The organism is Qipengyuania gaetbuli (assembly GCF_009827315.1).
GTDB lineage: Bacteria > Pseudomonadota > Alphaproteobacteria > Sphingomonadales > Sphingomonadaceae > Qipengyuania > Qipengyuania gaetbuli.
The window spans coordinates 1,948,305-1,969,701 of sequence record NZ_WTYF01000004.1 but is presented as its reverse complement, the minus strand read 5'-3'; the positions used below and the strand labels follow the sequence as shown (position 1 = coordinate 1,969,701).

22 protein-coding genes are annotated in these 21,397 nt (G+C 64.8%); 7 read left to right on the top strand and 15 right to left on the bottom strand.

Annotation, left to right across the window (positions count from 1 at the left end):
* Positions 1-83: 83 nt before the first annotated feature.
* A complete protein-coding gene (locus GRI42_RS12195; protein ID WP_234033947.1) occupies positions 84-551 on the top strand; it encodes a superoxide dismutase family protein in 468 nt (155 codons plus the stop codon).
* A 12-nt stretch (positions 552-563) separates the two neighbouring features.
* Here the strand turns inward: GRI42_RS12195 and GRI42_RS12190 are convergent, their stop codons facing one another.
* The 7 genes from GRI42_RS12190 to GRI42_RS14175 all read right to left on the bottom strand — a co-directional run bounded on the left by GRI42_RS12190 (position 564) and on the right by GRI42_RS14175 (position 7,491).
* Positions 564-2,180, bottom strand: a complete 1,617-nt coding sequence (locus GRI42_RS12190) for an MFS transporter (protein WP_234033946.1) — start codon at positions 2,178-2,180, stop codon at positions 564-566.
* A 4-nt stretch (positions 2,181-2,184) separates the two neighbouring features.
* Positions 2,185-2,901 carry a 7-cyano-7-deazaguanine synthase QueC gene (queC, locus tag GRI42_RS12185; protein ID WP_160608745.1) on the bottom strand — a complete coding sequence of 239 codons (717 nt, stop codon included), beginning with the start codon at positions 2,899-2,901 and terminating at the stop codon, positions 2,185-2,187.
* A gap of 40 nt (positions 2,902-2,941) precedes the next feature.
* The gene (locus GRI42_RS12180; RefSeq protein ID WP_234033945.1) at positions 2,942-3,373 is read right to left on the bottom strand and encodes a hypothetical protein; all 432 of its coding nucleotides are present in this window, start codon (positions 3,371-3,373) and stop codon (positions 2,942-2,944) included.
* Between the two features lie 104 nt (positions 3,374-3,477).
* Positions 3,478-4,383 carry an Hsp33 family molecular chaperone HslO gene (hslO, locus tag GRI42_RS12175; protein WP_160608743.1) on the bottom strand — a complete coding sequence of 302 codons (906 nt, stop codon included), beginning with the start codon at positions 4,381-4,383 and terminating at the stop codon, positions 3,478-3,480.
* 38 nt (positions 4,384-4,421) lie between these two features.
* Entirely contained in the window at positions 4,422-5,393 is a 972-nt protein-coding gene (gene argF / locus GRI42_RS12170; protein WP_160608742.1) for an ornithine carbamoyltransferase, read from the bottom strand.
* The gene (locus tag GRI42_RS12165; RefSeq protein WP_160608741.1) at positions 5,393-6,583 is read right to left on the bottom strand and encodes an aspartate aminotransferase family protein; all 1,191 of its coding nucleotides are present in this window, start codon (positions 6,581-6,583) and stop codon (positions 5,393-5,395) included. Before GRI42_RS12165 ends, argF begins: the two co-directional genes overlap by 1 nt.
* 131 nt (positions 6,584-6,714) lie before the next feature.
* A complete protein-coding gene (locus GRI42_RS14175; RefSeq protein ID WP_160608740.1) occupies positions 6,715-7,491 on the bottom strand; it encodes a cold-shock protein in 777 nt (258 codons plus the stop codon).
* A 258-nt stretch (positions 7,492-7,749) separates the two neighbouring features.
* On the opposite strand from GRI42_RS14175, the gene GRI42_RS12155 reads away from it, so the two are divergent.
* Both GRI42_RS12155 and GRI42_RS12150 read left to right on the top strand, forming a co-directional pair.
* Positions 7,750-8,568 (top strand): TerC family protein, encoded by an 819-nt coding sequence (locus tag GRI42_RS12155; protein ID WP_160608739.1) that lies wholly within the window; start codon positions 7,750-7,752, stop codon positions 8,566-8,568.
* Positions 8,565-9,005, top strand: coding sequence for a TIGR01244 family sulfur transferase (locus GRI42_RS12150; protein ID WP_160608738.1), 441 nt, complete (start codon positions 8,565-8,567; stop codon positions 9,003-9,005). Before GRI42_RS12155 ends, GRI42_RS12150 begins: the two co-directional genes overlap by 4 nt.
* On the opposite strand, the gene GRI42_RS12145 is transcribed toward GRI42_RS12150, so the two are convergent.
* Positions 9,006-10,424, bottom strand: a complete 1,419-nt coding sequence (locus tag GRI42_RS12145) for an amidohydrolase (RefSeq protein ID WP_160608737.1) — start codon at positions 10,422-10,424, stop codon at positions 9,006-9,008.
* A gap of 63 nt (positions 10,425-10,487) precedes the next feature.
* Here GRI42_RS12145 and GRI42_RS12140 point away from each other — a divergent pair, with 63 nt between their 5' ends.
* From GRI42_RS12140 to GRI42_RS12125, 4 genes are read left to right on the top strand one after another with little or no spacing between them, the layout of a single operon-like run.
* Complete coding sequence (locus tag GRI42_RS12140; RefSeq protein WP_234033944.1) at positions 10,488-10,892, top strand: hypothetical protein; 405 nt, start codon at positions 10,488-10,490, stop codon at positions 10,890-10,892.
* Positions 10,893-10,898: 6 nt separating this feature from the next.
* Complete coding sequence (locus GRI42_RS12135) at positions 10,899-11,837, top strand: sterol desaturase family protein (protein WP_160608736.1); 939 nt, start codon at positions 10,899-10,901, stop codon at positions 11,835-11,837.
* A gap of 24 nt (positions 11,838-11,861) precedes the next feature.
* Entirely contained in the window at positions 11,862-13,448 is a 1,587-nt protein-coding gene (locus GRI42_RS12130; RefSeq protein WP_160608735.1) for a GMC family oxidoreductase, read from the top strand.
* Positions 13,441-13,812, top strand: coding sequence for a YkvA family protein (locus tag GRI42_RS12125; protein WP_160609207.1), 372 nt, complete (start codon positions 13,441-13,443; stop codon positions 13,810-13,812). The genes GRI42_RS12130 and GRI42_RS12125 overlap by 8 nt, the downstream gene beginning before the upstream one ends.
* On the opposite strand, the gene GRI42_RS12120 is transcribed toward GRI42_RS12125, so the two are convergent.
* The 7 genes from GRI42_RS12120 to GRI42_RS12090 all read right to left on the bottom strand — a co-directional run bounded on the left by GRI42_RS12120 (position 13,809) and on the right by GRI42_RS12090 (position 21,385).
* The gene (locus tag GRI42_RS12120; protein ID WP_160608734.1) at positions 13,809-14,333 is read right to left on the bottom strand and encodes a GNAT family N-acetyltransferase; all 525 of its coding nucleotides are present in this window, start codon (positions 14,331-14,333) and stop codon (positions 13,809-13,811) included. The genes GRI42_RS12125 and GRI42_RS12120 overlap by 4 nt on opposite strands.
* A 67-nt stretch (positions 14,334-14,400) precedes the next feature.
* A complete protein-coding gene (locus GRI42_RS12115) occupies positions 14,401-17,160 on the bottom strand; it encodes a TonB-dependent receptor plug domain-containing protein (protein WP_160608733.1) in 2,760 nt (919 codons plus the stop codon).
* 250 nt (positions 17,161-17,410) lie between these two features.
* A complete protein-coding gene (locus GRI42_RS12110; protein ID WP_160608732.1) occupies positions 17,411-18,751 on the bottom strand; it encodes an ammonium transporter in 1,341 nt (446 codons plus the stop codon).
* 17 nt (positions 18,752-18,768) lie between these two features.
* On the bottom strand, positions 18,769-19,107 hold the full coding sequence (locus GRI42_RS12105) for a P-II family nitrogen regulator (protein ID WP_160608731.1): 339 nt from the start codon (positions 19,105-19,107) through the stop codon (positions 18,769-18,771).
* 142 nt (positions 19,108-19,249) lie between these two features.
* Positions 19,250-19,951, bottom strand: a complete 702-nt coding sequence (locus tag GRI42_RS12100; protein ID WP_160608730.1) for an endonuclease/exonuclease/phosphatase family protein — start codon at positions 19,949-19,951, stop codon at positions 19,250-19,252.
* Positions 19,952-19,958: 7 nt separating this feature from the next.
* Positions 19,959-20,516 carry a pyridoxamine 5'-phosphate oxidase family protein gene (locus GRI42_RS12095; protein ID WP_160608729.1) on the bottom strand — a complete coding sequence of 186 codons (558 nt, stop codon included), beginning with the start codon at positions 20,514-20,516 and terminating at the stop codon, positions 19,959-19,961.
* Positions 20,516-21,385, bottom strand: coding sequence for an alpha/beta fold hydrolase (locus GRI42_RS12090; protein WP_160608728.1), 870 nt, complete (start codon positions 21,383-21,385; stop codon positions 20,516-20,518). Before GRI42_RS12090 ends, GRI42_RS12095 begins: the two co-directional genes overlap by 1 nt.
* Between the last annotated feature and the right edge of the window lie 12 nt (positions 21,386-21,397).

Genomic DNA, 21,397 nt, shown 5'->3' with positions numbered 1-21,397 from the left:
AACTTGCGAGGATCGATCACATGATAGCGAAGAAACTAGCCACTCCCGCCCTGCTTGCTCTCGCTCTTTGCGGATGCAGCACGTTGAGCGACTTGCCGACCGACCGCGTTGGCCAGGCGAGCCTAACGCTCGCAAACGGCGTTCCGGCAGGCACGGCGCAGCTCCTGTCGAACGGCACCACGGTGAGCATTGCAATTGCCGTTACCGGTATCGAACCGGGCCCTCACGGCTTCCACCTCCATACGACTGGCAAGTGCGAAGCACCGGGCTTCACCAGCGCCGGCGGACATCTAAACCCGGCAGGTCGCCAGCACGGCAGCGAGAACCCTTCCGGCAAGCATCTGGGGGACCTGCCCAACCTTGTTGTCGGGGCCAACGGCACCGCTACTGCCGAGTTCGATCTCGCCGGAACGCGCGACCAGGTCCTCGCCGATATCTTCGACGCAGACGGTACGGCAGTGATGATCCATGCAGGCGCAGACGACTATCGCAGCGATCCTGCCGGCGATGCCGGTTCGCGGATCGCGTGCGGGGTATTGCGCCCCGCCTGATCGCCTACTGTCCTAGACGTTTTCCCCCGCAGCCCGGGCGCGCTCCACTACGCTCGCCCCGGCTGCAGGTACGAGCTTCATGGCGGCAATCAGCAACACCAGTCCGATCGGAACGGCTACCAGCGTGGAGAGTACGCCGAACGACAGGTCGTCAGCATTGGTGGCCGAGACATATCCGGCCATGAACGGACCAAGCCCAAGGCCCACCAGCGTCGTCGACAGGAAGAAGGTCGCCGTCGCAAGACCGCGCATTCGCGGCAGGACCAGCGCCTGGCTGCTCGCAGCGGCTGCACCGAGTGCCGACGCCGAGAACATGTTGGCGAAGAAGCTGGCGATATAGAAAGTGACGAGCGCGTCGGTCGTGTAGGCGATGAGGAGCGGCGGGATCGGTGCCACCAGACCGAACATCACCACGTAGAGACGCCCTTCGGGTCGACGCTCCAGCAAGAAGTCGGCAAGGCGTCCGCCGAGGATCACGCCGAGGAAACCTGCCACTGCGGCAGGCGCACCGAGGAACCAGCCGAGGTCGGACTTGGCCGCACCCAGCGCGCGCTCTGCGTAAGGAGCACCCCAGTAGGACCCAGCATAGGACATGAAGGCGACCATGCCGTAACCGAGGATGACGGTCAGGAAGGCCGGCGATCCCCAGGTCAGCCTGAAAGTGGGCAAGTCGCGCGCCTTGAGGCCCATCGCCCAGCTGAATACGGCATAATAACCGATGCCGAGGAACAGCCACTGGTCCGATACGATGCCGGGCAGCAATGCGGCACTAGCAGGCGCGATCTGGGTCATCACCCATGCGAGGACCGCAAAGCCCAAGAGACCGGCAAGGTTGACCATTAGCGCCGAGGTACCGCGCATGGCCGCGCCGAGAATCGTGAACGGCGGGATGACCTGGAAGAGTTCGCGCAGGAAGCCGCGAAACGGCTCGGGATCTTCCGGCGTCGGCAGGCCATCGATCTCGCCGCGCACGGGTTCGCGCAGGCTGAGGACCCAGATGGCGAGCAGCAGGCCGGGAATGCCGACCGCGAGGAATGCGGCCTGCCAGCCTACAAGGCCCAGCGGGCCGCCGCCGGGATATGCCTCGTTCCAGGCCTCGACCACCATCGCGCCGATCAGCAGCGAGATGCCGCCGCCGACATACAGGCCCGACGAATAGATCGCGAGGGCAGTGGCGCGCAGGCGCGCAGGGAACCAGTCCGATATGAGCGAATAGGCAGAGGGGCTGGCGGTCGCTTCCCCGACCCCCACGCCAATACGGGCAACCGTCAGGCCTGCCGCGGTCTTCGCAAAGCCCGACAGTGCAGTCATGGCCGACCACAGCGTCAGGCCGATGGCCATCAACCGGACGCGCTTCCAGCTATCCGCCAGCTTGCCGAGGGGGATGCCGAAGAGCGCGTAGAAAACCGCGAATGCGGTACCGTAGAGAAATCCCAGATAGTCGTCGCCGACACCGAGGTCGGCCTTGATATCGTTGGCGAGGATCGAGAGAATCTGCCGGTCGATGAAGTTGAGCATGTAGACCACGACCAGCACGCCCAGTGCATACCAGCTATAGGCCGGGACCTTCGCGTCTGGTTGAGCCGATGTCTGTGTAGCTGTCTCGTTGCTCGCATCAGTCTGGCTCAATCTCTCACTCCCTCAATTCCGGCGCATCGGCCCTGTAAGCGGTCGTATCGACAAGACCCGCCTCGGCAAAGCCCTTTCGGCGCAGGCGGCACGAGTCGCATGCTCCGCACGCCTGTCCGTCGGGGCTTGGGTCGTAGCATGACCAGCTCCAGGACGGATCGAGACCGAGGCGGTAGCATTCGCGCGCAATGTCCGCCTTGGTCATATGCTGGAGCGGAGCGTGGATGTTGAAGGGCTTGCCCTCGACGCCCTGCTTGGTGCCGAGCCGTGCCGTTTCGGCAAAGCTGGCAATGAATTCGGGGCGGCAATCGGGATAGCCCGAGTAATCCAGGGCATTGACGCCGATGAAGATGTCGCTCGAGCCGACGCTTTCCGCAAACGCCGTCGTCAACGCCAGGAAGACGAGATTGCGCGCGGGGACATAAGTGACGGGAATGTCGTCACCGACACCGGTTTTCGGCACATCGATTTCGTCGGTCAGGGCCGACCCGCCGAACTTCCTGAGATCGAGGGGCAGTTCAACATGACGCTCTACGCCGAGACGCTCGGCAATAGCCCGGGCCGATTCAAGTTCGCGGCTGTGCCTTTGGCCATAATCGATGGTGAGTGCATGGACGGCAAAGCCGGCCTCCTGGGCCAGCGCGGCCGTGACCATGGAATCGAGGCCACCCGACAGGAGCAGGACGGCCACAGGTTTCGGCTGGGTGTCAGTTGCAGGCATGAGAGGGGCAGCTAACGGAGAGCCGCCGCCTCGGCAATGCTCACTTGCAGGTGTCGGTCCGACGGGCTTCGGCCGAGAACTGGAACGGGCGACCGTCGACAATCCCCTGGCTGTCGATCTGGACCAGGCCGGACCCTTCCTTGCGGATGTTCGTGCGTCCGTAGCCATTGCCAGGACAAGTATACTGGACCGTCACCTCGTCCTTGCCATCTTCGACGACGAAGCGGTTGCACCCGCTCTCCGTATGGCGGAGCTGGATGAACTCGCGCCCGCTGCGCACGCACAGCTTGCGGCTGGGACTGCCGTCGCGGAAACGCACTTCCCATGCACCGCTATCGAGCGAGGCGAGCATGGCGAGCGAGGCCTGCGCCAGCGAAGGTGCAGCCAGGCCAAGCGCCGGCAGGGCGACAATCGCGCCCAGGACAGCCATGCGTTTACGGGCCTTGAAAGGTCCCATGATCCACCTCGTCATCGTGCTAGCGAGCCGATTCGCTAGCATCAGTCTATGAACAATTCGCGCTGAACAGTTGTAGAACAGCGACATTCGGTTGTCGGTTCCGCCTCGACAGGCAGGATTTACGCCTCGATCGGGAACTTGCGCGAACAGAATGCGCAGTCGACCATGATGATCCCGGCATCGTCGCGCATTTCGGCGCGGTCCGCTTCGGGAAACTTCGCAAGTACCATTTCGTAATGCTCTTTCGAGCAGCGACAACCGCGGGTTACTTCGTGTCCCGCGATGATGCGTACTTCGTCTTCTTCATGGAACAGGCGCCAGACGATCGCCTCGAGCGAAAGCGTCTCGTCGAGCAGTTCGTCATGGCGGAGCGAGCCGCCCATGACAGCCACATGCTCCCATTCCGGATGGTCGAGCCGCGCGTGCAGGCGCTCGCGCCCTTCCTCGCCGTCGGGCAGGTGCTGCAGGAGCATACCTGCAGCTAGACTGCCGTCCTTGCCCGACCTGACGGCCGTGCGGATCAGCGTCGGCACCTGCTCGGACTGGAAGAAATAGCTCTGGCAGGCATCGGCCAGCGAATCGCCCTCGAGCGGAACGATGCCCTGGTACCGGCCGCGCCCGTCGGCCATGTCGAAGGTGATCGCGAGATAGCCCTTGCCGAACAGGGCGAAGAGCGACGGGTTAGCGCCCAGTTCCGCCAGCTTCGCCTCGTCGAAGTCGACATAGCCGCGAAGCGCGCCCGCCTTGTAGTCGCAGACCAGCAGCCGGACCGCGCCGGCCTCGGTCTGCGCCTGCATCGTCACTTGCGAAGCATCGTCCTTGAGCAGTCCGCCGATCAGCGTTGCCAGCACCAGCGCTTCGGCCAGCAAATGGGTGACGGGGGCAGGATAGTCGTGCGCACCGAGGATTTCGTCGAGCGTACGATCAAGGCGCACGACCCTGCCGCGCGCATTGCGCGAGGGGATGGCGAAAGCGAGCGTGCGACCGGCGAAGGTCTCTTCGGGTGAAGCGGGAATCTGCGTCATGGGCGCCATATGGGGCGGCATGCCCCGATTAACAGGGGTCAGTCACCTGCGGCGAGCAGGCCGAAGCACCACAGCAGGACGGATTTCTGTGCGTGGATCCGGTTCTCGGCCTCGTCGAAGACGACCGATTGCGGGCTTTCGAAGACGTCCTCGGTGACTTCCTCGCCGATATGCGCAGGCAAGCAGTGGAGAAATTTCGCATCCTGCGCGGCGAGTTCCATCAGGCGCTTGTCGACCTGGAACGGCGCCATCGCCGCCAGCTTGTTGTGCGCGTGCTGCTGGCCCATCGATACCCAGGTATCGGTGACGATGATATCGGCGCCCCGCGCAGCTTCTTGCGCCTCCTTCGTCAGCAGGACATTGGCACCGCCTGCGCGCGCCATCTCCACGAACTCGGCTTCCGGCTCGTAGCCCTGCGGCGTGCCTACGCGCACGTTGAACTTGAAGATACCGGCCGCTTCCAGGATCGAATGCAGCACGTTGTTGCCATCGCCCAGCCATGCGAGCTCCAGCCCCGGCAGTGCCTTGCCGTGTTCCACCATGGTCAGCAGGTCGGCGACGATCTGGCAGGGATGCGACCGGTCGGTCAGCCCGTTGATCACTGGCACGTGGGCATAGTGCGCCAGTTCCTCGGCCTTGGCGTGATCATCGGTGCGGATCATGATCGCATCGACCATCCGGCTGAGCACCCGGGCAGTATCGGCGATGCTTTCGCCGCGACCCAACTGGCTGGTGCCGGAATCGAGGATCAGCGCCGATCCGCCGAGCTGGCGCATAGCGATATCGAAGCTGACCCGCGTGCGGGTCGAGCTCTTCTCGAAGATCATGCCGAGGACATGGCCCGCGAGCGGCGCGTCAGCGTCGGGCTTGCCCTTGGGCCAGCCCGCCCGCGCCGCCTTGCGGTCCTGCGCGTCAGCAAGCATAGCGGCAATCGCATCCCCGCCCGCGTCCGACAGGTCGAGGAAATTCCTCACTGCCGGCCCCAGGTCGAGTGCGCTGCCGCCTGCCATCAGGCGTCTTCCGGCTCGAAGCTCGCCGCGCCTGCGGAAAGCTTCTCGATGAATTCGTCGAATTCCGCATCGCCTGCCACCAGCGGGGGCAGGACGCGCAGCGTGTTGTCGCCCGCTGCCACCGTCAGCAGCTGGTGGTTGTCGCGCAGGTGGACGAAGAAGGGACGGCTTTCCACCTTCATCTTGAGGCCGAGCATCAGGCCCTTGCCGCGCACGAGCTCGAACAGGTCGGGATAATTGCCGATGAACTGTTCGAGACGGGCGCGCAGGCGTTCGCCCTTTTCGGTGACTTCGGCAAGGAATTCGTCATTCGCGACGGCATCCATGACCGCCATGCCGGCAGCCATCGCAAGCGGGTTGCCGCCATAGGTCGAACCATGCGTGCCGAAGCCCATGCCGCGCGCAGCCTTCTCGGTTGCGAGGCAGGCGCCCAGCGGGAAGCCGCCACCGATGCCCTTGGCGGTCGCCATGATGTCGGGCTCGATGCCGTAATGTTCGTAGCCGTAGAGCTTGCCGGTGCGGGCGACGCCGCACTGCACCTCGTCGAGGACCAGCATCAGGTCGTGCTCGTCGCACAGCGCGCGCAGGCCCTGCATGAACTCGTCCGAGGCGGGGCGGATGCCGCCTTCGCCCTGGATCGGTTCGACGAGGAAACCGGCGGTCTTGTCGCTCATCAGCGCCTTGGCGCTGTCGAGATCGTCGAACTCGGCATATTTGAAGCCGGCCAGCATGGGGTAGAACCCCTTGTGCATCTTCTCCTGGTTGGACGCGCTGATGGTCGCCATCGTGCGGCCGTGGAAGGCGTTGGAGAAGGTGATCAGTTCGAAGCGGTCGGAATTGCCGTTTTCGTGCTGGTGATAGGCGCGCGCGGTCTTGATCGCGGCCTCGACCGCTTCCGCGCCCGAATTGGTGAAGAACACGGTGTCCGCGAAGGTGGCGTCGACCAGGCGCTGGGCCAGCGCTTCGCCCTGCGGGCTGCCGTAAAGGTTGGAGACGTGCATCAGCTTTTCGGCCTGGCGCTGGATGGCGCCGATCAGGCCGGCATGGCTGTGGCCGAGCAGATTTACCGCGATGCCGCTGGCGAAGTCGAGGTAGCGGGTGCCGTCCTCGTCGATCAGGTGGCAATGGTCGCCTTCAACGGGGCGCACGCCGCAACGGGGATAGACGGGCATCAACGGGGTAATCGACATGGGGCCTCCGGCACTCACGAAATTGAAACGACAAATGGCGGCCCCATCAGGGAACCGCCATCTGCGTGTTGATCGACGATCTATTGCCTCGCTCGCCGCGGGTCAAACCGGGCGGGAGGATTCCGGCGGAATTATTCCGCCGGGACGAGATTGACCGCCGAGTACTTGCCGCGTCGGTCGACCTCGAGATCGAACTCGTAGCGTTCGCCCTCGTTGATGGCGGACAGGCCCGAACGCTCGACCGCGCTGATGTGCACGAATGCATCCGGCTGGCCATCGTCGCGGGTCAGGAAGCCGAAGCCCTTCATCGAATTGAAGAACTTGACAGTGCCCGTCGCCTTTTCGCCGGTCAGCTCGCGGCGCGGTGCGGCGCTGCGCTGCTCGACTTCGATGACGTCACCAACGACCTGGAGATCCTGCGCCGACACCTTGCCGCCGCGATCCACCAGGTTGAATTCCAGTTCCTGGCCTTCGGCAAGGCCTTCGAGGCCTGCACGTTCGACAGCACTGATGTGGACGAAAATGTCTTCGCCGCCGGTTTCCTGCTGGATGAAGCCGAAGCCCTTCTGTGCGTTGAAGAACTTCACCGTACCCTTGCCGGTACCGACGACCTGGGCGGGCATGCGATTGCCGCCGCCACCGCCACCGCCGCCGCGCGGGCCGCCGCCGAAGCCGCCGCCGCCACGGTTGCCGCCGCCGAAGCCGCCACGGTCACCGCCGCCGAAACCACCGCGGTCACCGCCGCCGTAGCCGCCGCGGTCACGGTCGCCACCGAATCGGTCGCCGCCGCCGAAGCCGCCGCCCTGCTGTTCGAAGCCACCCGGGGGGCCACCGAACGGATCGTAATTGTCTTCACCGAAACCGTCCCGCTTGTCCCGTCCGCGGCGCCGCCCTCTGTCGTAACCCATAACCCTCGAAATACCTTGTGCTCAGCCCGGTAGTCAGTGCGCCGGCACGAGGGCTGAAAGACGTGCCGAGCGCGGGCGGGCACGTGCGAAAACGCGCGAGACCTACCCCTCATGACCCTACGCATAGCGCGAAAGATCGCGACACGCGAATGTTTTAGCATTTGAGGCCCTTGTCACGCACGATTGTGACATTTCCGCATGGCGCATTGCAGCAGCGTTTCGCTTGCATCGGACCCGTTCCTTCGCCATCGGGCCCGAATGGATATCATAGCCCTGTTGAGCGATCCGTCTGCCTGGCTCGCCCTGCTCACGCTGATCGCGCTCGAAGTCGTCCTCGGGGTCGACAACCTCATCTTCATCGCGATCCTGTCGAACAAGCTGCCCGAACACCAGCAGCAGCGGGCCCGAAGGATCGGCCTGGCGCTGGCGCTGATCATGCGCATCGGCCTCCTCATGCTGATCGGCTGGCTGGTCACGCTGCAGACGCCGCTGTTCGACCTCGGTATCGTGGGCACGCCCAACGACTACGGCGAGCCGAGTTTCGAAACGGCGTTTTCGGGCCGTGACCTGATCCTGCTGGCGGGCGGCTTCTTCCTGCTCTGGAAGGCCACCAAGGAAATCCACCACTCGATGGAGCCGGAAGACGATTCCGGCGACCTGCTCGACAAGACGCCGGGGACCGGTGCTGCCGTGAAGGCGACATTCGGCGCGGTGATCGCGCAGATCGTGGCCATCGACCTCGTCTTCTCGGTCGATTCGATCCTGACTGCAGTCGGCATGACCGACGACATCCCGATCATGGTCACGGCCGTGGTCATCACCGTCGGCATCATGATGGTCGCCGCCGACCCGCTCGCACGCTTCATCGAGAAAAACCCGACATTGGTGATGCTGGCGCTGGCCTTCCTCGTGATGATCGGCCTTGTGCTGATCGCCGACGGCTTCGGCTTCCACGTGCCCAAGGGCTACATCTACGCCGCGATGGGCTTCTCGGTCGGTGTCGAAATCCTCAACATCGTCCAGCGCCGACGCCGCACGCGGCTTGCGGCGGCCGCCAGCGAAGGGGGCGCGGCATGAGCGATTTTCGCAAGGTCACCGATAGCTTCTACGCCAGCCCGCAGATCCAGCCGGGCGACGTCGCCGCCGCGAAAGCACTCGGCATCACGCTGATCGTCAACAATCGCCCCGAAGGCGAAGAACCCGGCCAGCCCGATGGCGCCGCAATCGAGACTGCCGCTGCTGAGGCAGGCATCGGCTATCTCGCCATACCGATCACACCCGGCGGCTTCGGTCCGGCCGAGGTCGAGGCACTGCAAGCCGCGCTCGACGGAAATGACGGCCCGATCCTCGGCTTCTGCCGGTCGGGCACGCGTTCGACCTTTCTTTGGTCGCTCGCCCAGGCTGCTGCGGGCCGCGATCCGTCGGAGATCGCAGCTCTTGCCATGGGGGCCGGTTACGACGTCACGCCGCTCGGCCCGACGATCGAGGCGCTGGCCGCCCGCGCGCGGGGCTGATTACTTGCGATAGTCGAGCGGCGGGGCGCGGTCGCCCACGAGCGAGACATATTCGTAATCCTCGCCCCGCGATTCGACGAATTCGGCCCGCGCGGCCTCGCGCAGCTGCGGATTGGTGTAGAGTTCCGCAGCCATCAGCGTGAGCGCCTTTGCGGCAAGTTCCGCCCCCTTGTGCCCGATCGAGTGGCCGCTTGCAGCGACCGCCTGCCAGCTATGCGCGCTGGTGCCCGGGACCCAGGTCGCCGTACGCACTCCGACCGTGGGCGTGGCCCAGGACACGTCGCCCACGTCGGTCGAGCCATAGCCCAGCGTCTTTTCGTAGGGCTGGACTTTGGCCGCTTCCTCGAGCGGCTTGGCATTGTCGCCGAAGCTGGCCGAAATCTTCTCCGCCCACGACCGCTCTTCAGCCGTATACTCGATACCGCCGAGGCTGCGCAGCTTCGCGTCCATGACCCGCGCGAGCGTCTCGTTCACCAGCAGCGGGTTGTTGCCGTGGATGATTTCCCAGTCGACATCGGTGCCCGTCCCCATCGCCGCGCCCTTCGCAGCGGCTTCGAGGCGGGTCCACAGGGCGCGTACCTCCTCGGCATCGGAATGGCGGACGTAATAGAACACTTCCGCGAAATCGGGGATCACGTTCGGGGCCGCGCCGCCTTCCGTGATGACGTAGTGGATGCGCGTGTCCATGCTGGTGTGCTCGCGCATCATGTTGACCATCATGTTCATCGCCTCGACCCCGTCGAGCGCGCTGCGCCCGCGTTCGGGCGCGCCGGCCGCGTGGGCAGAGACGCCGCGGAAGCGGAACTTGGCCGAGCGGTTGGCAAGGCTGGTGCGGGCAGCCGCGCTGTTCTCGTCGTCGGCGTGCCAGTGCAGCGCGATGTCGACATCCTCGAACAGTCCGGCGCGGGTCATATAGACCTTGCCCGAGCCGCCTTCTTCGGCAGGCGTGCCGTACAGCCGGATGCGACCGGGCGTGCCGGTTCTCTCCAGCCAGCGCTTGACCGCGATCGCCGCCGTCAGCGAGCCCGCCCCGAACAGATTGTGCCCGCAAGCATGGCCGGCGCCCAGCTCCGACAGCTCTCGCGTTGGCGCAGAGGTCTGGCTGATGCCCGGCAGCGCGTCATATTCGGCCAGGATGGCGATGACCGGACCGCCCTTGCCCCATTCGGCCATGAAGGCGGTGGGGATGTCGGCAACGCCCGCCTCGACCTTGAAACCTTCGCTCAGCAGCTCGTCCTGCAGCAACCCGCTCGAGCGCGCTTCGAGATAGCCGAGTTCCGACCAGTCCCAGATCTGCTGGGCGACACGGGCGGTACGATCGCCCTGCGCGTCCACTTCGGCAAGCGGGTCGGCGGTCTGGGCGGCGAGCGGAGCGGCAAGCATGGCGCTGGCGGCTGCAATGAGAGCGATTCTGTTCATGGGCATCCTTTCCTCGGCTTGCTGCTTGCCGCAAACTTGGCGTCATGCCAATCCGTGCTTCCCATGGATTTGCCTCCTGCCCTGCTCCAGTTTCTCGGCTCGCTCGTCGCCATCCTCGCGCTGGCCGCGATTGCACGGGCGATGAAGCTCGGCCCCGAGCGGACGCTCAAGTCGCGCGAAGAGGCCTTGGAAGCGGCGGAGGAAGCGGTCAGCGGCTTCGGTACCGTCGCTCTCGCGCTCGATGCCGATGGTCGCGGCGCGCTACTGCGCGATGCACAGGGCCGCGTCCTCCTGCTGCGACCGCACGGCACGCATTTTGCGGGCCGCGTCCTCACAGCCGCCGCCAGGGCCCGCCTCGAAGGCGATGCGCTGGTGATCGACACGGCAGAAAAGCGCTATGGCGCTGCGCGGCTGCGCGTCGATGATGCGGATGCTTGGATGCAGGCGATCAAGGCGATAGAAGGCTGATCCGCCATGCCCGATTTCTCTCCCACCGAACTTGCCGTACCCGGTTTCGTGGCCCTCGTCCTGATCGAGATGATCTGGGCCCGCCGCCGCAACCCGCGCGCCTATGAACCGAAAGACACGCTGACCAGCCTCGCTTTCGGCCTCGGCAGCACGGTTTCCGGCCTGCTGTTCGGCGGCGCCTTCCTCGCGCTGTTCCTGTGGGCGTGGCAGTTCCGCCTGTTCGACGTGCCCTGGAGCTGGTGGGCCTTTGCCCTGTGCTTCGTGCTCGACGACCTCGCCTATTACTGGGTGCACCGGTTCGGCCACCGGGTGCGCTGGTTCTGGGCGAGCCATGTGAACCACCATTCGAGCCAGCACTACAACCTCAGCACCGCACTGCGACAGACGTGGACCGGCTTCCTGACGCTGGGCTTTGCGTTCAAGCTGCCGCTAGTGCTTATCGGCTTCCATCCCGGGATGATCGCCATCTGCGCCGGCTTCAACCTGATCTACCAGTTCTGGATCCACACCGAGGCGATCGGGCGGATGCCGCGCTGGTTCGAGGCGGTGATGAACACGCCCAGCCACCACCGTGTCCACCACGCCACCAACCCGCGCTATCTCGACCGCAATTATGCCGGCGTCTTCATCGTCTGGGACAGGATGTTCGGCACGTTCGAAGCGGAAGTGGACAATGAGAAAATCCGCTACGGCATCGTCAAGCAGCTCGGCAGCTTCAACCTGCTGTGGGCCGTGTTCCACGAATGGATCGGCATCGTGCAGGACATGTGGCGCGCGCCCTGGGGCAGCAAGCTCGGCTACCTGCTTCGCGAACCCGGCTGGACCCATGACGGGAGCCGCGAAACCTCCGACATGATCCGTCAGCGCTGGCAGGAGCGGCAGGGCGAGCAGACAAAATCGGTTTCAACCGAAAACCCGATTGCGGGCGAGGCCGAGCCTGCCTAACCTCTCGAATCGAGAGGAGTACCCATGGACGAATTCGACTTAGTGGTTGTCGGTGGCGGCAGCGGCGGGAGCGCGGTTGCAGGCCGCCTTGCAGAAGCAGGCAAGAGCGTGTGCCTGCTCGAGGCTGGCGGGCGGAACGACGGCTTCAGGGTGACTATCCCGGGCATGCTCGCCTTCAGCACCGACAAGATCAATTACCGCTTCGAGACCGTCCCCCAGAAGGGCCTCAACGGCCGCATCGGCTACCAGCCGCGCGGCAAGGGGCTTGGCGGATCCTCTGCCATCAATGCCATGGTCTACATCCGCGGCCACCGCTGGGATTACGACAATTGGGCGAGCCTCGGCTGCACCGGCTGGGCCTATGACGACGTGCTGCCCTATTTCAAACGCGCCGAGCAGAACGAACGCGGCGAGAATGTCTATCATGGTGCCGACGGGCCGCTGTTCGTGTCGGACCAGAAGACCCCCAATCCCGGCAGCCTCGCTTTCATCGAGGCAGCGAGCGAACTGCAGCTTCCGCGCAATGCCGACTTCAACGGCGAGAAGCAGGAAGGCTTCGGCCTTTACCAGGTCACGCAGAAGGACGGGGAGCGCTGGTCCGCAGCGCGCGCCTATGTCGAGCCGCTGCGCAACAGCAGGAACCTCGACGTGCGCATCGGCGTGACCGTCCAGAAGCTGGAGCTCGAGAACGGGCGCGTCACCGGCGTGACCTATTCGGTCGGCAAACGCAGCCGCACCGTGAAGGCCCGCGGCGGCGTGGTGCTGAGCGCCGGCGCATTCAATTCGCCGCAGATCCTGATGCTGTCGGGCATCGGCCCGGCCGCGCATCTGAAAGAGCACGGGATCGACGTTGTGCTCGACAAGGCTGCGGTGGGCTCGGACCTGCAGGACCATCTCGATTACGTGTCGAGCTGGGAAAGCCCCAACCAGGACCTGCTGGGCGACAGCCTCAAGGGCACGATCCGCATGGCCAAGGGGCTGATCGAACACCGCCGTCACAAGACCGGTCCGTGGACCTCGCCCTATGCCGAGGCAGGCGGCTTCTGGACCGTCATGCCCGACGCACCGGCGCCCGACATCCAGTGGCATTTCGTGCCGGCCATGCTGGAAGACCACGGCCGCACCAAGGTGAAGGGTCACGGCTTCTCGCTCCATGCCTGTATCCTCAGGCCCGAGAGCCGCGGGACTGTCAGGCTGGGCAGCCGCAATGCCGCCGACGCGCCGGTGATCGATCCCAATTTCCTGGGCGAAGAACGCGACCTGGCCACCTTGCGCGAAGGCGTGCGCCTGTCGCACCGCATCGCGGGATCACCTTCGCTACAGGCGTTCGAGCCGCGCGACCGCTACCCGATCGATATCGACGACGATGCACAGTTGGACGAGCTGATCCGCAACCGCGCCGACACGGTCTACCATCCCGTCGGCACCTGCCGCATGGGCGCAGACGAGGAAGCGGTGGTCGATCCGGCCCTCAAGGCGCGCGGTATCGACGGGCTGTGGATCGCAGATGCCTCGATCATGCCGCGCCTCGTCTCGGGCAACACCAATGCGCCGAGCATCATGATCGGCGAACGCTGCGCCGATTTCGTGAAGGCGGCGCTGGCTGCCTAGCCTGCGCGACTGGGCGAAGGCGCTCAAGCGGGACACGCTCGCACTGTGGCTGGCGGCGCGCGACCATCGCACGCCGCTGGCCGCCAAGCTGCTCGCCGGAGGAGTAGCCGCCTACGCGCTGAGCCCGATCGACCTGATCCCCGACTTCATCCCGGTGCTGGGCCTGCTCGACGACCTGCTGGTCGTCCCGATCGGCATCTGGCTCGTGCTGAAGCTCATTCCCGCCCCGCTGATGGAAGAGTTGCGCGAACGTGCGGGAAAGCTGGCGGAACGGCCCAATTCCATGGTCGGGCTGCTGCTCGTCCTAACGATATGGTTCGCGCTGGCAGCAGCCGCTGGCCTGTACCTGATCCGCGAGGTCTAGAGCGCCTTCGCCATCGTGGCGAGCGGGACGGGTACGGCGCCATTGGTGTCGTACCACTCGCTCTCCACGACATAACCGCAGCGTTCGTAAAACGGCTTGCCCGCCATGGTCGCGGCCATCTCGATCTCGCGGAAGCCTTCCGCGCGCGCGGCCGCCTCGCCCGCTTCGAGGATCATTCGACCCACGCCTTTGCGGGTGTGGTCGGGATGGGTGTACATCGCCCTGATCCGGGCGCGTTCGGTCGCCGGGTCGAGCAGGCGCGGATCGCGGCCTGCCGAATGGTTGCCGCCGTATAGCGTGGCCCGGCGCGACCAGCCGCCGCACCCGGCCAGCGCATCGCCCTCCTCGACGCAGAAATAGGTGCCGTCCTCGATCAGCACGCGGTCGAGGCCCATGCCCGCCTTGGAAGCCTGCACCTGTTCGGGCGTCAGGTAGCCTTGCTGCAATTCCTCGATCGAACGCGCCATGAGGTTGCTGATCGCATCGATATCGTCGAGCGTAGCGAGCCGGATCGTCAGCATGGCAAACTCCAATTGAAAAGGGGCGACCTCGCGGCCGCCCCTCTCCTCTCCCCAGACTGTTATGCGCTTACCACTGGAAGCGGGCGCGCACGTAGTAGCTGCCGCCGTTGAAGCCGAACGGCGAACGCTCCCCGTACTTGGCCCCGACGATGCCCGAATACGGGTTCTCGATCGGGTAATTGTCGAACACGTTCTGCGCGCCGACTGCCAATTCGAGGCCATCGAACGCTTCGTAGGCCAGTTCGGCATCGAAGGTCAGCTCGGCATTGGCATCGATCGGCAGCGTTTCGTCTTCGAGGTGGGCCTCGTAGTAGCTGCCGAAGTAGTTGGCCCGGACGAAGCCGCGGAAACGGCCCTGTTCGTGGGTGACGTTGAGGAAGCCCTTCCACTTGGGCAGGCCTTCTTCTAGCTGGCGGACACGGGTCGCCGAGATGGTCTGGCCAACGTCGGTGACTTCGGTCTCGGTGTAGTTGATTGCCAGCGTGGCACGCGTGGTGCCGCCCTCGATCGGATAGAACCGGGCGTTGGCAACGAAGTCGAGACCCTGCGTGCGGGTGTCGAAGTCGTTGTTGAAGAAGGTGAAGGCCACCAGGTCTTCAAAGCCGGTGAAGTCGTTCCGGTCGATCACGCCTGCCGCGTCGAGCTGCGTGAGCAGTTCGGCCGGGGTCGGCGTGAAGGTTGCCGTGCAATTGTTGGCCACGTTCTCGCGATCGGCCAGGTAGCAAAGCGCTGCCGGGAAATCGATCGTCGAGGAACGCGAGATGCGGTCCTTCAGCTTGATGTTGAAGTAGTCGAGCGTGACCGAGAAATCGCCCATGTCACCCGCGATACCCAGCGTGAAGCTGTCGGCCTTTTCGGGCCCGAGGGTCGGGCGGTCGAGGCCGAGACCGCCATTGGCGACGGTATCCGCGATGTAGTCCGAAGCGATCAGGCCCGCGGGGCTGAAGAGCGGGAAGGTGCCTTCATCCTGCAGCTGGCCGTTCGAGAACTGGGTGGTCACGTTGATGACGTTCGCCTGGCCCGCGGTCGGGACGTGGAAGCCGGTCGAATAGGTACCGCGAAGGCGCCATTCGTCCGAGACCTTGAACAGGCCGCCCAGCTTCCAGGTCAGCGTATCGCCGAAGCTCTTGGTGTCCTCGTAACGAACCGCACCCTGCAGGGTCAGCGCGTCGATAAGGTCGGCTTCGATGTCGATATAGGCCGCCTTGTTGTCTTCCTTGCTGGTGCCCGCCGCATTGGTGGCGAAGCCCGGGAAGCCGTTGGAGCTGGTCGAGAAACCCTGGCCCGTTGGGTAGGCAGCGGTCGGCTGGGCAAGCGGGCCCAGTTCGAACGAAGCCGCGTCGCCGGCGGTGATGCCGAATTCCTCGTCGCGATATTCCGCACCGGCCGCGACATAGACGCTGCCGCCGCCGACCGGGATTTCATAACCGAGGTCGAGGTTGATCACGTTCTCGGTCTGCGAATAGCCGCCCGGGTTGAATTCGGTCGGCGTGTTCGGGCCAAGCGAGGCGTTGACCGTGTTGCGGATCGTGAAGGACGACTTGTTGCGCCCGTGACGATAGCTGAGGTCGAAATCGAGCCCGCCGAGGATCTGCCCGCGGATACCGGCTGCGATCGAGTAGTCCTCGATGTCGCCGCCGAAGCGCGGGGTGAAGCCGCCCGGGAACAGTTCGACGAAGCTGAAGCAGTTCGCATCTGCGCTGACCTGGGCAAGGATCGTCGGATCGGGGATCAGGCCGCCCTGTGTCAGCGGGATACCCGCCGGGCAGTCGCCTGCAGTGGTGTTCGAAAGGTCGCCCACGAGGACCGAGGGCACGCCGCCCGATGCCGCGTCGAGCGGCTGGCCAGTGGCCGGATCGACCGTCGGACCGGCATAGACGCCGCCGCGATTGGTCGGGTTGCGGAAGAAGAACCCGCCATCGACGTTACGCTCGGCGTAGTTACCGAAAGCGTAGAGTTCGATCGCATCGGTCAGGTCGACGCCGAAGTTGGCGAAGATCTTGAAGTCGTCGTTGACGTTCGGCTGGCCCCAGATCTGGGCCGGGTCGGCAACGGCGGTGTTGCCGGCAGCGATCAGTGCGGCGGCATCGTCGCGCTGGACCGAACGCACGGTTGCGTCCTGTTCGCCATATTCGGCCGACAGGTTGAGGAAGCCGGTCGAACCGAGCGGAACGCCGACATTGGCAGCGATAGTGTAAGTGTCACCGTCGCCTTCGTAGGTTTCACCCCACTGGCCGGAGATGGTGCCACCTTCGGGGCTGTCCTTGAGGATGAAATTCAGCACGCCCGCGATGGCGTCCGAACCGTATTGCGAGGATGCGCCGTCGCGCAGCACTTCGAGCTGCTTGATGGCGATCGACGGGATGACCGAGATGTCGGGGCCCTGCGAACCATCCGAGATGCCGCCACCGAGGAAGGCGATGACCGCGGCGCGATGCTGGCGCTTGCCGTTGACGAGGACGAGGGTGTTGTCGGGTGAAAGGCCGCGAAGGTTGGCCGGACGCACCAGCGTCGCCGCGTCGGAGATCGGCTGGGTGCCGACGTTGAAGGAAGGAACCGAAACGCGAAGCACGTTGCCGATGTCGCTGTCGGCGTTGTTCGACAGCTCGGCTGCGGAAACGATATCGACCGGCGCGACGGTGTCTGCGGCCGAGCGGTCGGACTGGCGGGTACCGGTCACGATGATGGCCGGCGCATCCGAAACCGAGTCCGTGCGGATCTGCGTCTGGGCGTCCTGCGCAGCGGCCGGGAACGCCATCGCGATGCCTGCGGCACCGGTCAGGAACGCAGCGCGCGTGCGAAATTGGGAACGGGTTTTCCGTAGCATATTTCCCTCCTCCTGTTGTCGGCGGCAATTCGTGTTGCCGCGATGCGCCAAGGTCTATTGCGAATTTTTTACAATTGCAACGAAACGCCCGCAACAAACGGGAAAACCGTGTGGCCCTTGCGCAACAAAAAAAGGCCGGAACCCGCGGGCTCCGGCCTGTGGCTAGTCTTGTGTTCGCAGGAGGAACATCGGTGGGCGGGGCCGCCCGGGGAGAGAGAGGAGAGAGTGGGCGGCCCCGCCAAGTCGGTTGTCAGTTGTAGGCGCGCTCCCCGTGTTCGGAGATGTCGAGCCCGTTGACTTCGTCTTCCTCGGTCACCCGGAGGCCGATTGCAGCCTTGACGATCAGGCCGGCGATCAGCGTGCCGATGCCTGCCCAGGCGATGGTGACGATGACGCTGAAGACCTGCACGCCGAGCTGCGCACCGAGCGCTGTCGAGCCGTCGCCGGGGCCGCCGAGGAACGGCTGGTAGACCACGGCCGTGCCGATGGCGCCGACGATGCCGCCAATGCCGTGGATGCCGAATGCATCGAGGCTGTCGTCATAGCCGAACTTGGCCTTCACCTTGGCAACGAAGAAGTAACAGACCGCTGAGGCGAGGATGCCGAGCAGGATCGCGCCGAAGGGGCCCGAGTTGCCGGCTGCCGGGGTGACGGCGACGAGGCCGGCGATCACGCCCGAACAGAAGCCCAGGGCCGAACCCTTGTGTCCGGCCATCCGCTCGATCACCATCCAGGTCAGGGCACCTGCCGCCGTGGCGACGAAGGTGTTGATCATGGCGAGGCCAGCAGAACCGTCGGCTTCGAGAGCCGAACCGGCGTTGAAGCCGAACCAGCCCACCCACAGCAGGCCCGTGCCGACCATGGTCAGCGTCAGGCTGTGCGGCATCATGGGCTCCTGCGGCCAGCCGCGGCGCTTGCCCAGCAGGTAGGCGAGGACGAGGCCCGAGACACCGGCGTTGATGTGCACCACAGTACCGCCGGCGAAGTCGAGCGCGCCGTCTTCGAACAGCAGGCCGCCGCCGGCCCAGACCATGTGGGCGATCGGGAAATAGACGATGGTCAGCCAGATCGGCACGAACAACATGACGGCGTTGAACTTCATGCGCTCTGCTGTCGCGCCCAGAATCAGCGCCGCGGTGATGGCCGCAAAGGTCATCTGGAAGCTGATGAAGACGTACTTGCTGATCACCTCGTCGGTGAAGGTCGCAGCCGTGCTGGACGCATCGGTGCCGGCAAGGAAGTAGCTACCCCCGCTGACGAACAGGCCCAGAGTGCCTTCATAGGTGGTGTCGCCGAAGGCGAGCGAATAGCCCCACATCACCCAGATGATCATCGCCAGAGCGGCGGTGGCGCCGATCTGGGTCATGGTCGAGAGCATGTTCTTCGAGCGGGTCAGGCCGCCGTAGAAGAGCGTCAGGCCGGGGATGATCATCAGCATGACGAGGACCGTTGCGGTCATCATCCAGGCATTGTTGCCGGGGTTGGGAACGGCAGCGGCAGCTTCTGCGGCCTCCTGCGCGAAAGCTGCCGTGGAGGCAGTCAGGGAAGCTCCGAGCACGGCGGCACCGGAGAAGAACTTACGCATGGTCATGAGTGTCTCCTTGCGGCTCACAGCGCGGTTTCGCCGGTTTCGCCGGTGCGGATGCGAGTGACTTCGGCGAGATCGAGAACGAAGATCTTCCCGTCGCCGATGGCTTCGGTGCTGGCGGTCTGCTGGATCGTCTCGATCACCTGCGGTGCAAGACCGTCCGCGACGGCGATTTCCAGTTTCACCTTGGGAAGCATGTTGGTGGAATATTCGGCACCGCGATAAATCTCGGTCTGCCCCTTCTGGCGCCCGAAGCCTTTCACCTCGGACACGGTCATCCCCGCCACTCCAATGCCGCCGAGGGCTTCGCGCACCTCGTCGAGCTTGAACGGCTTGATGACTGCGATGATGTATTTCACGCGTTCACCCCTCTGGCTGCGCACCGGCCAAGCACCGGCGTTCGCACATGCAGCACGAAGCGTGCCAAACTGCGGAAAGAGGGGAACGCAACGGCAAAACGATGCGTCAGGCGGCCTGTTTGCCTAATTTATGTGCGCGTGGCTATTTTTTGTGCAGCTCAAGCGTTGCCACGACCGGCAGGTGGTCGGAAGCGACGGCAGACAGGGCCGTGTGGTGCACTTCGGACGAAATGCAGCGCCAGTGCTTGCTGGCGACGATCCGGTCGAGCGTGGCGACGGGCTGGCGACTGGGGTAGCTGCGCCCGGGTGTCACGACCATCCAGTCCTTGGTGAACTCGCGCATGGCACCCGTGGCGCGGCCCCACTGGTTGAAATCGCCCATGATGACGGTTGGCAAATTGCGCTTGCAGGCCTCGACATGGCCGATCAGCGAGCGGATCTGTTCGCGGCGGCGAAGGCCCGAGAGGTCGAGATGGGTGCCGATCACGCGGATCACATGGCCTTCCACCAGCAGTTCGCCGCAGGCCGCACCGCGAGGCTCCAGCGTCGGAAGGTCGAGCGCCTCGCCTTCGCTGATTTCCAGGTCGCGGCGCACCAGCAGGGCATTGCCGTGCCAGCCGATGCTGCGCGGCCTGCGCGCGACCTCGACAACGCGCCAGTGCGTATCGTCCAGCTCGGCACGGGGAATGGTCGTCGCCCTGTCGCCGATGCGCCGGTCGACTTCCTGCAGCGCGATTACATCGGCATCGATTTCATGCAGGACCGTGAGAATGCGGTCGGGATCGCGCTTGCGATCGAGCCCGACGGCCTTGTGGATGTTGTAGCTGGCGAAGGTGAGCCGCACTGACGTCCTATTCACCCGAAATGTAGCGGTCGGTCGTGCGCACTGCGATCCCGTCGATGCTCCGGTCGCGACCCTGCGCCCGTGCGAGCCATTCTTCGGGATCGGACTGCGCATGCGCCTTCTTCAGCGTCACGCGCTCGTCCGTGAACTCCATGAAGGGGACGCCCCAGCCGCAGCTGGTCTGCACGCTTTCGACCGCGATATCAAAGATTTGCCGCGTGCCCGGCAACAAATCGAAATGCGCGGACAGCTCCGCCCAGTCCGCATCCTGCGGCAGGACCGCACGGCCCGTGCCGTAGATCCGGAGGATCAGCGCAGGCCGATCGAAATTGCAGAACATGACGGTGATGCGCCCGTCTTTCGATAGATGGGCGTGGGTCTCGTTGCCCGAGCCGGCAAGGTCGAGATAGGCGACGTGCGTCGGGCCAAGCACGCGGAAGGCATCGTAGCCCTTCGGGCTCAAGTTGATGCGGGCATCTTCGGCAGCGGTGGCGACAAAAAAGACCGGCTGCTTGCCGATCATGGCGATGTGCTTGTCGTCCAGCGCGTCGAAGAAGTCGGCCACTAGAGAAACTCTCCCAGCGTCGCCATGAAGCGGTCGAACTGGTCGTGGTGCAGCCAGTGACCTGCGTTTTTGAACTCGATCACCCGCGCATTGGCGAAATGGTCGAGCCTGCCATCACCTTCGGGGTTGGAGGCCCAGCTGTCCGCGCCATACAGCAGCAGCGTGGGCGCCTTGATCGCCGCCCAGGTCTGGTGAAGGAATTCGTCGGCGATATCCTCCACTGGCCAGACGTTGAGGTGCGGATCGAACTTCCAGCTGTAGGTGCCATCCTCGTTGCGGTTGACCCCGTGGATGGTGAGGTGGCGCGCCTGCTCCTCGGTGAGGTAGCTGTTCTCCTCAATCATGCGGGCAAAAGCCGCCTCGATGCTCTCGTACTTGCGCGGGATGCGGCCGGAGGCACGGCGCTTCTGCCCGATCCATTCGGCCATGCGTTCGGGATAGGGGCGCTCCCGCATTTCGGCCTGCCGCTTCGGGCTCGGCCCCAGCCCTTCGATCGCGACGATCTTGGTGACCATGTCGGGAAAGGTGCCGGCATAGCGCAGCGAGACATTGCCGCCCATGGAGTGGCTGACGATCGTCACCGGTCCCACGCCCAGCTGGTGGACCAGCTGCGCCAGGTCGTAAACCATGTCGTTGACGTGGTAATTGCCGTCGCTGACCCAGTCGGAATCGCCGTGACCGCGGTGGTCCATGGCGACGACGTGCCAGTCCTGGCGCAATTCCTCTGCCACCCAGTCCCAGCTGCGGGCATGGTCGCGCCCGCCATGGACGAGCACCAGCGGCGGCTTGCCGCGGTTGCCCCAGTCGAGATAGTTGAGCCGCAGGCGCTGCGAAATGAAGGTCTGCGAAGTCGGTCCGGTGAGCGTCATGCAGGCGCTTTG

What these genes read in the sequence shown, in the direction of transcription:
- queC (WP_160608745.1), bottom strand. Translation starts at nt 2,901, where the DNA reads ATGCCTGCAACTGACACCCAGCCGAAACCTGTGGCCGTCCTGCTCCTG.
- GRI42_RS12180 (WP_234033945.1), bottom strand. Translation starts at nt 3,373, where the DNA reads ATGACGAGGTGGATCATGGGACCTTTCAAGGCCCGTAAACGCATGGCT.
- hslO (WP_160608743.1), bottom strand. Translation starts at nt 4,383, where the DNA reads ATGACGCAGATTCCCGCTTCACCCGAAGAGACCTTCGCCGGTCGCACG.
- argF (WP_160608742.1), bottom strand. Translation starts at nt 5,393, where the DNA reads ATGGCAGGCGGCAGCGCACTCGACCTGGGGCCGGCAGTGAGGAATTTC.
- GRI42_RS12165 (WP_160608741.1), bottom strand. Translation starts at nt 6,583, where the DNA reads ATGTCGATTACCCCGTTGATGCCCGTCTATCCCCGTTGCGGCGTGCGC.
- GRI42_RS14175 (WP_160608740.1), bottom strand. Translation starts at nt 7,491, where the DNA reads ATGGGTTACGACAGAGGGCGGCGCCGCGGACGGGACAAGCGGGACGGT.
- GRI42_RS12155 (WP_160608739.1), top strand. Translation starts at nt 7,750, where the DNA reads ATGGATATCATAGCCCTGTTGAGCGATCCGTCTGCCTGGCTCGCCCTG.
- GRI42_RS12150 (WP_160608738.1), top strand. Translation starts at nt 8,565, where the DNA reads ATGAGCGATTTTCGCAAGGTCACCGATAGCTTCTACGCCAGCCCGCAG.
- GRI42_RS12145 (WP_160608737.1), bottom strand. Translation starts at nt 10,424, where the DNA reads ATGAACAGAATCGCTCTCATTGCAGCCGCCAGCGCCATGCTTGCCGCT.
- GRI42_RS12140 (WP_234033944.1), top strand. Translation starts at nt 10,488, where the DNA reads ATGGATTTGCCTCCTGCCCTGCTCCAGTTTCTCGGCTCGCTCGTCGCC.
- GRI42_RS12135 (WP_160608736.1), top strand. Translation starts at nt 10,899, where the DNA reads ATGCCCGATTTCTCTCCCACCGAACTTGCCGTACCCGGTTTCGTGGCC.
- GRI42_RS12130 (WP_160608735.1), top strand. Translation starts at nt 11,862, where the DNA reads ATGGACGAATTCGACTTAGTGGTTGTCGGTGGCGGCAGCGGCGGGAGC.
- GRI42_RS12120 (WP_160608734.1), bottom strand. Translation starts at nt 14,333, where the DNA reads ATGCTGACGATCCGGCTCGCTACGCTCGACGATATCGATGCGATCAGC.
- GRI42_RS12115 (WP_160608733.1), bottom strand. Translation starts at nt 17,160, where the DNA reads ATGCTACGGAAAACCCGTTCCCAATTTCGCACGCGCGCTGCGTTCCTG.
- GRI42_RS12110 (WP_160608732.1), bottom strand. Translation starts at nt 18,751, where the DNA reads ATGACCATGCGTAAGTTCTTCTCCGGTGCCGCCGTGCTCGGAGCTTCC.
- GRI42_RS12090 (WP_160608728.1), bottom strand. Translation starts at nt 21,385, where the DNA reads ATGACGCTCACCGGACCGACTTCGCAGACCTTCATTTCGCAGCGCCTG.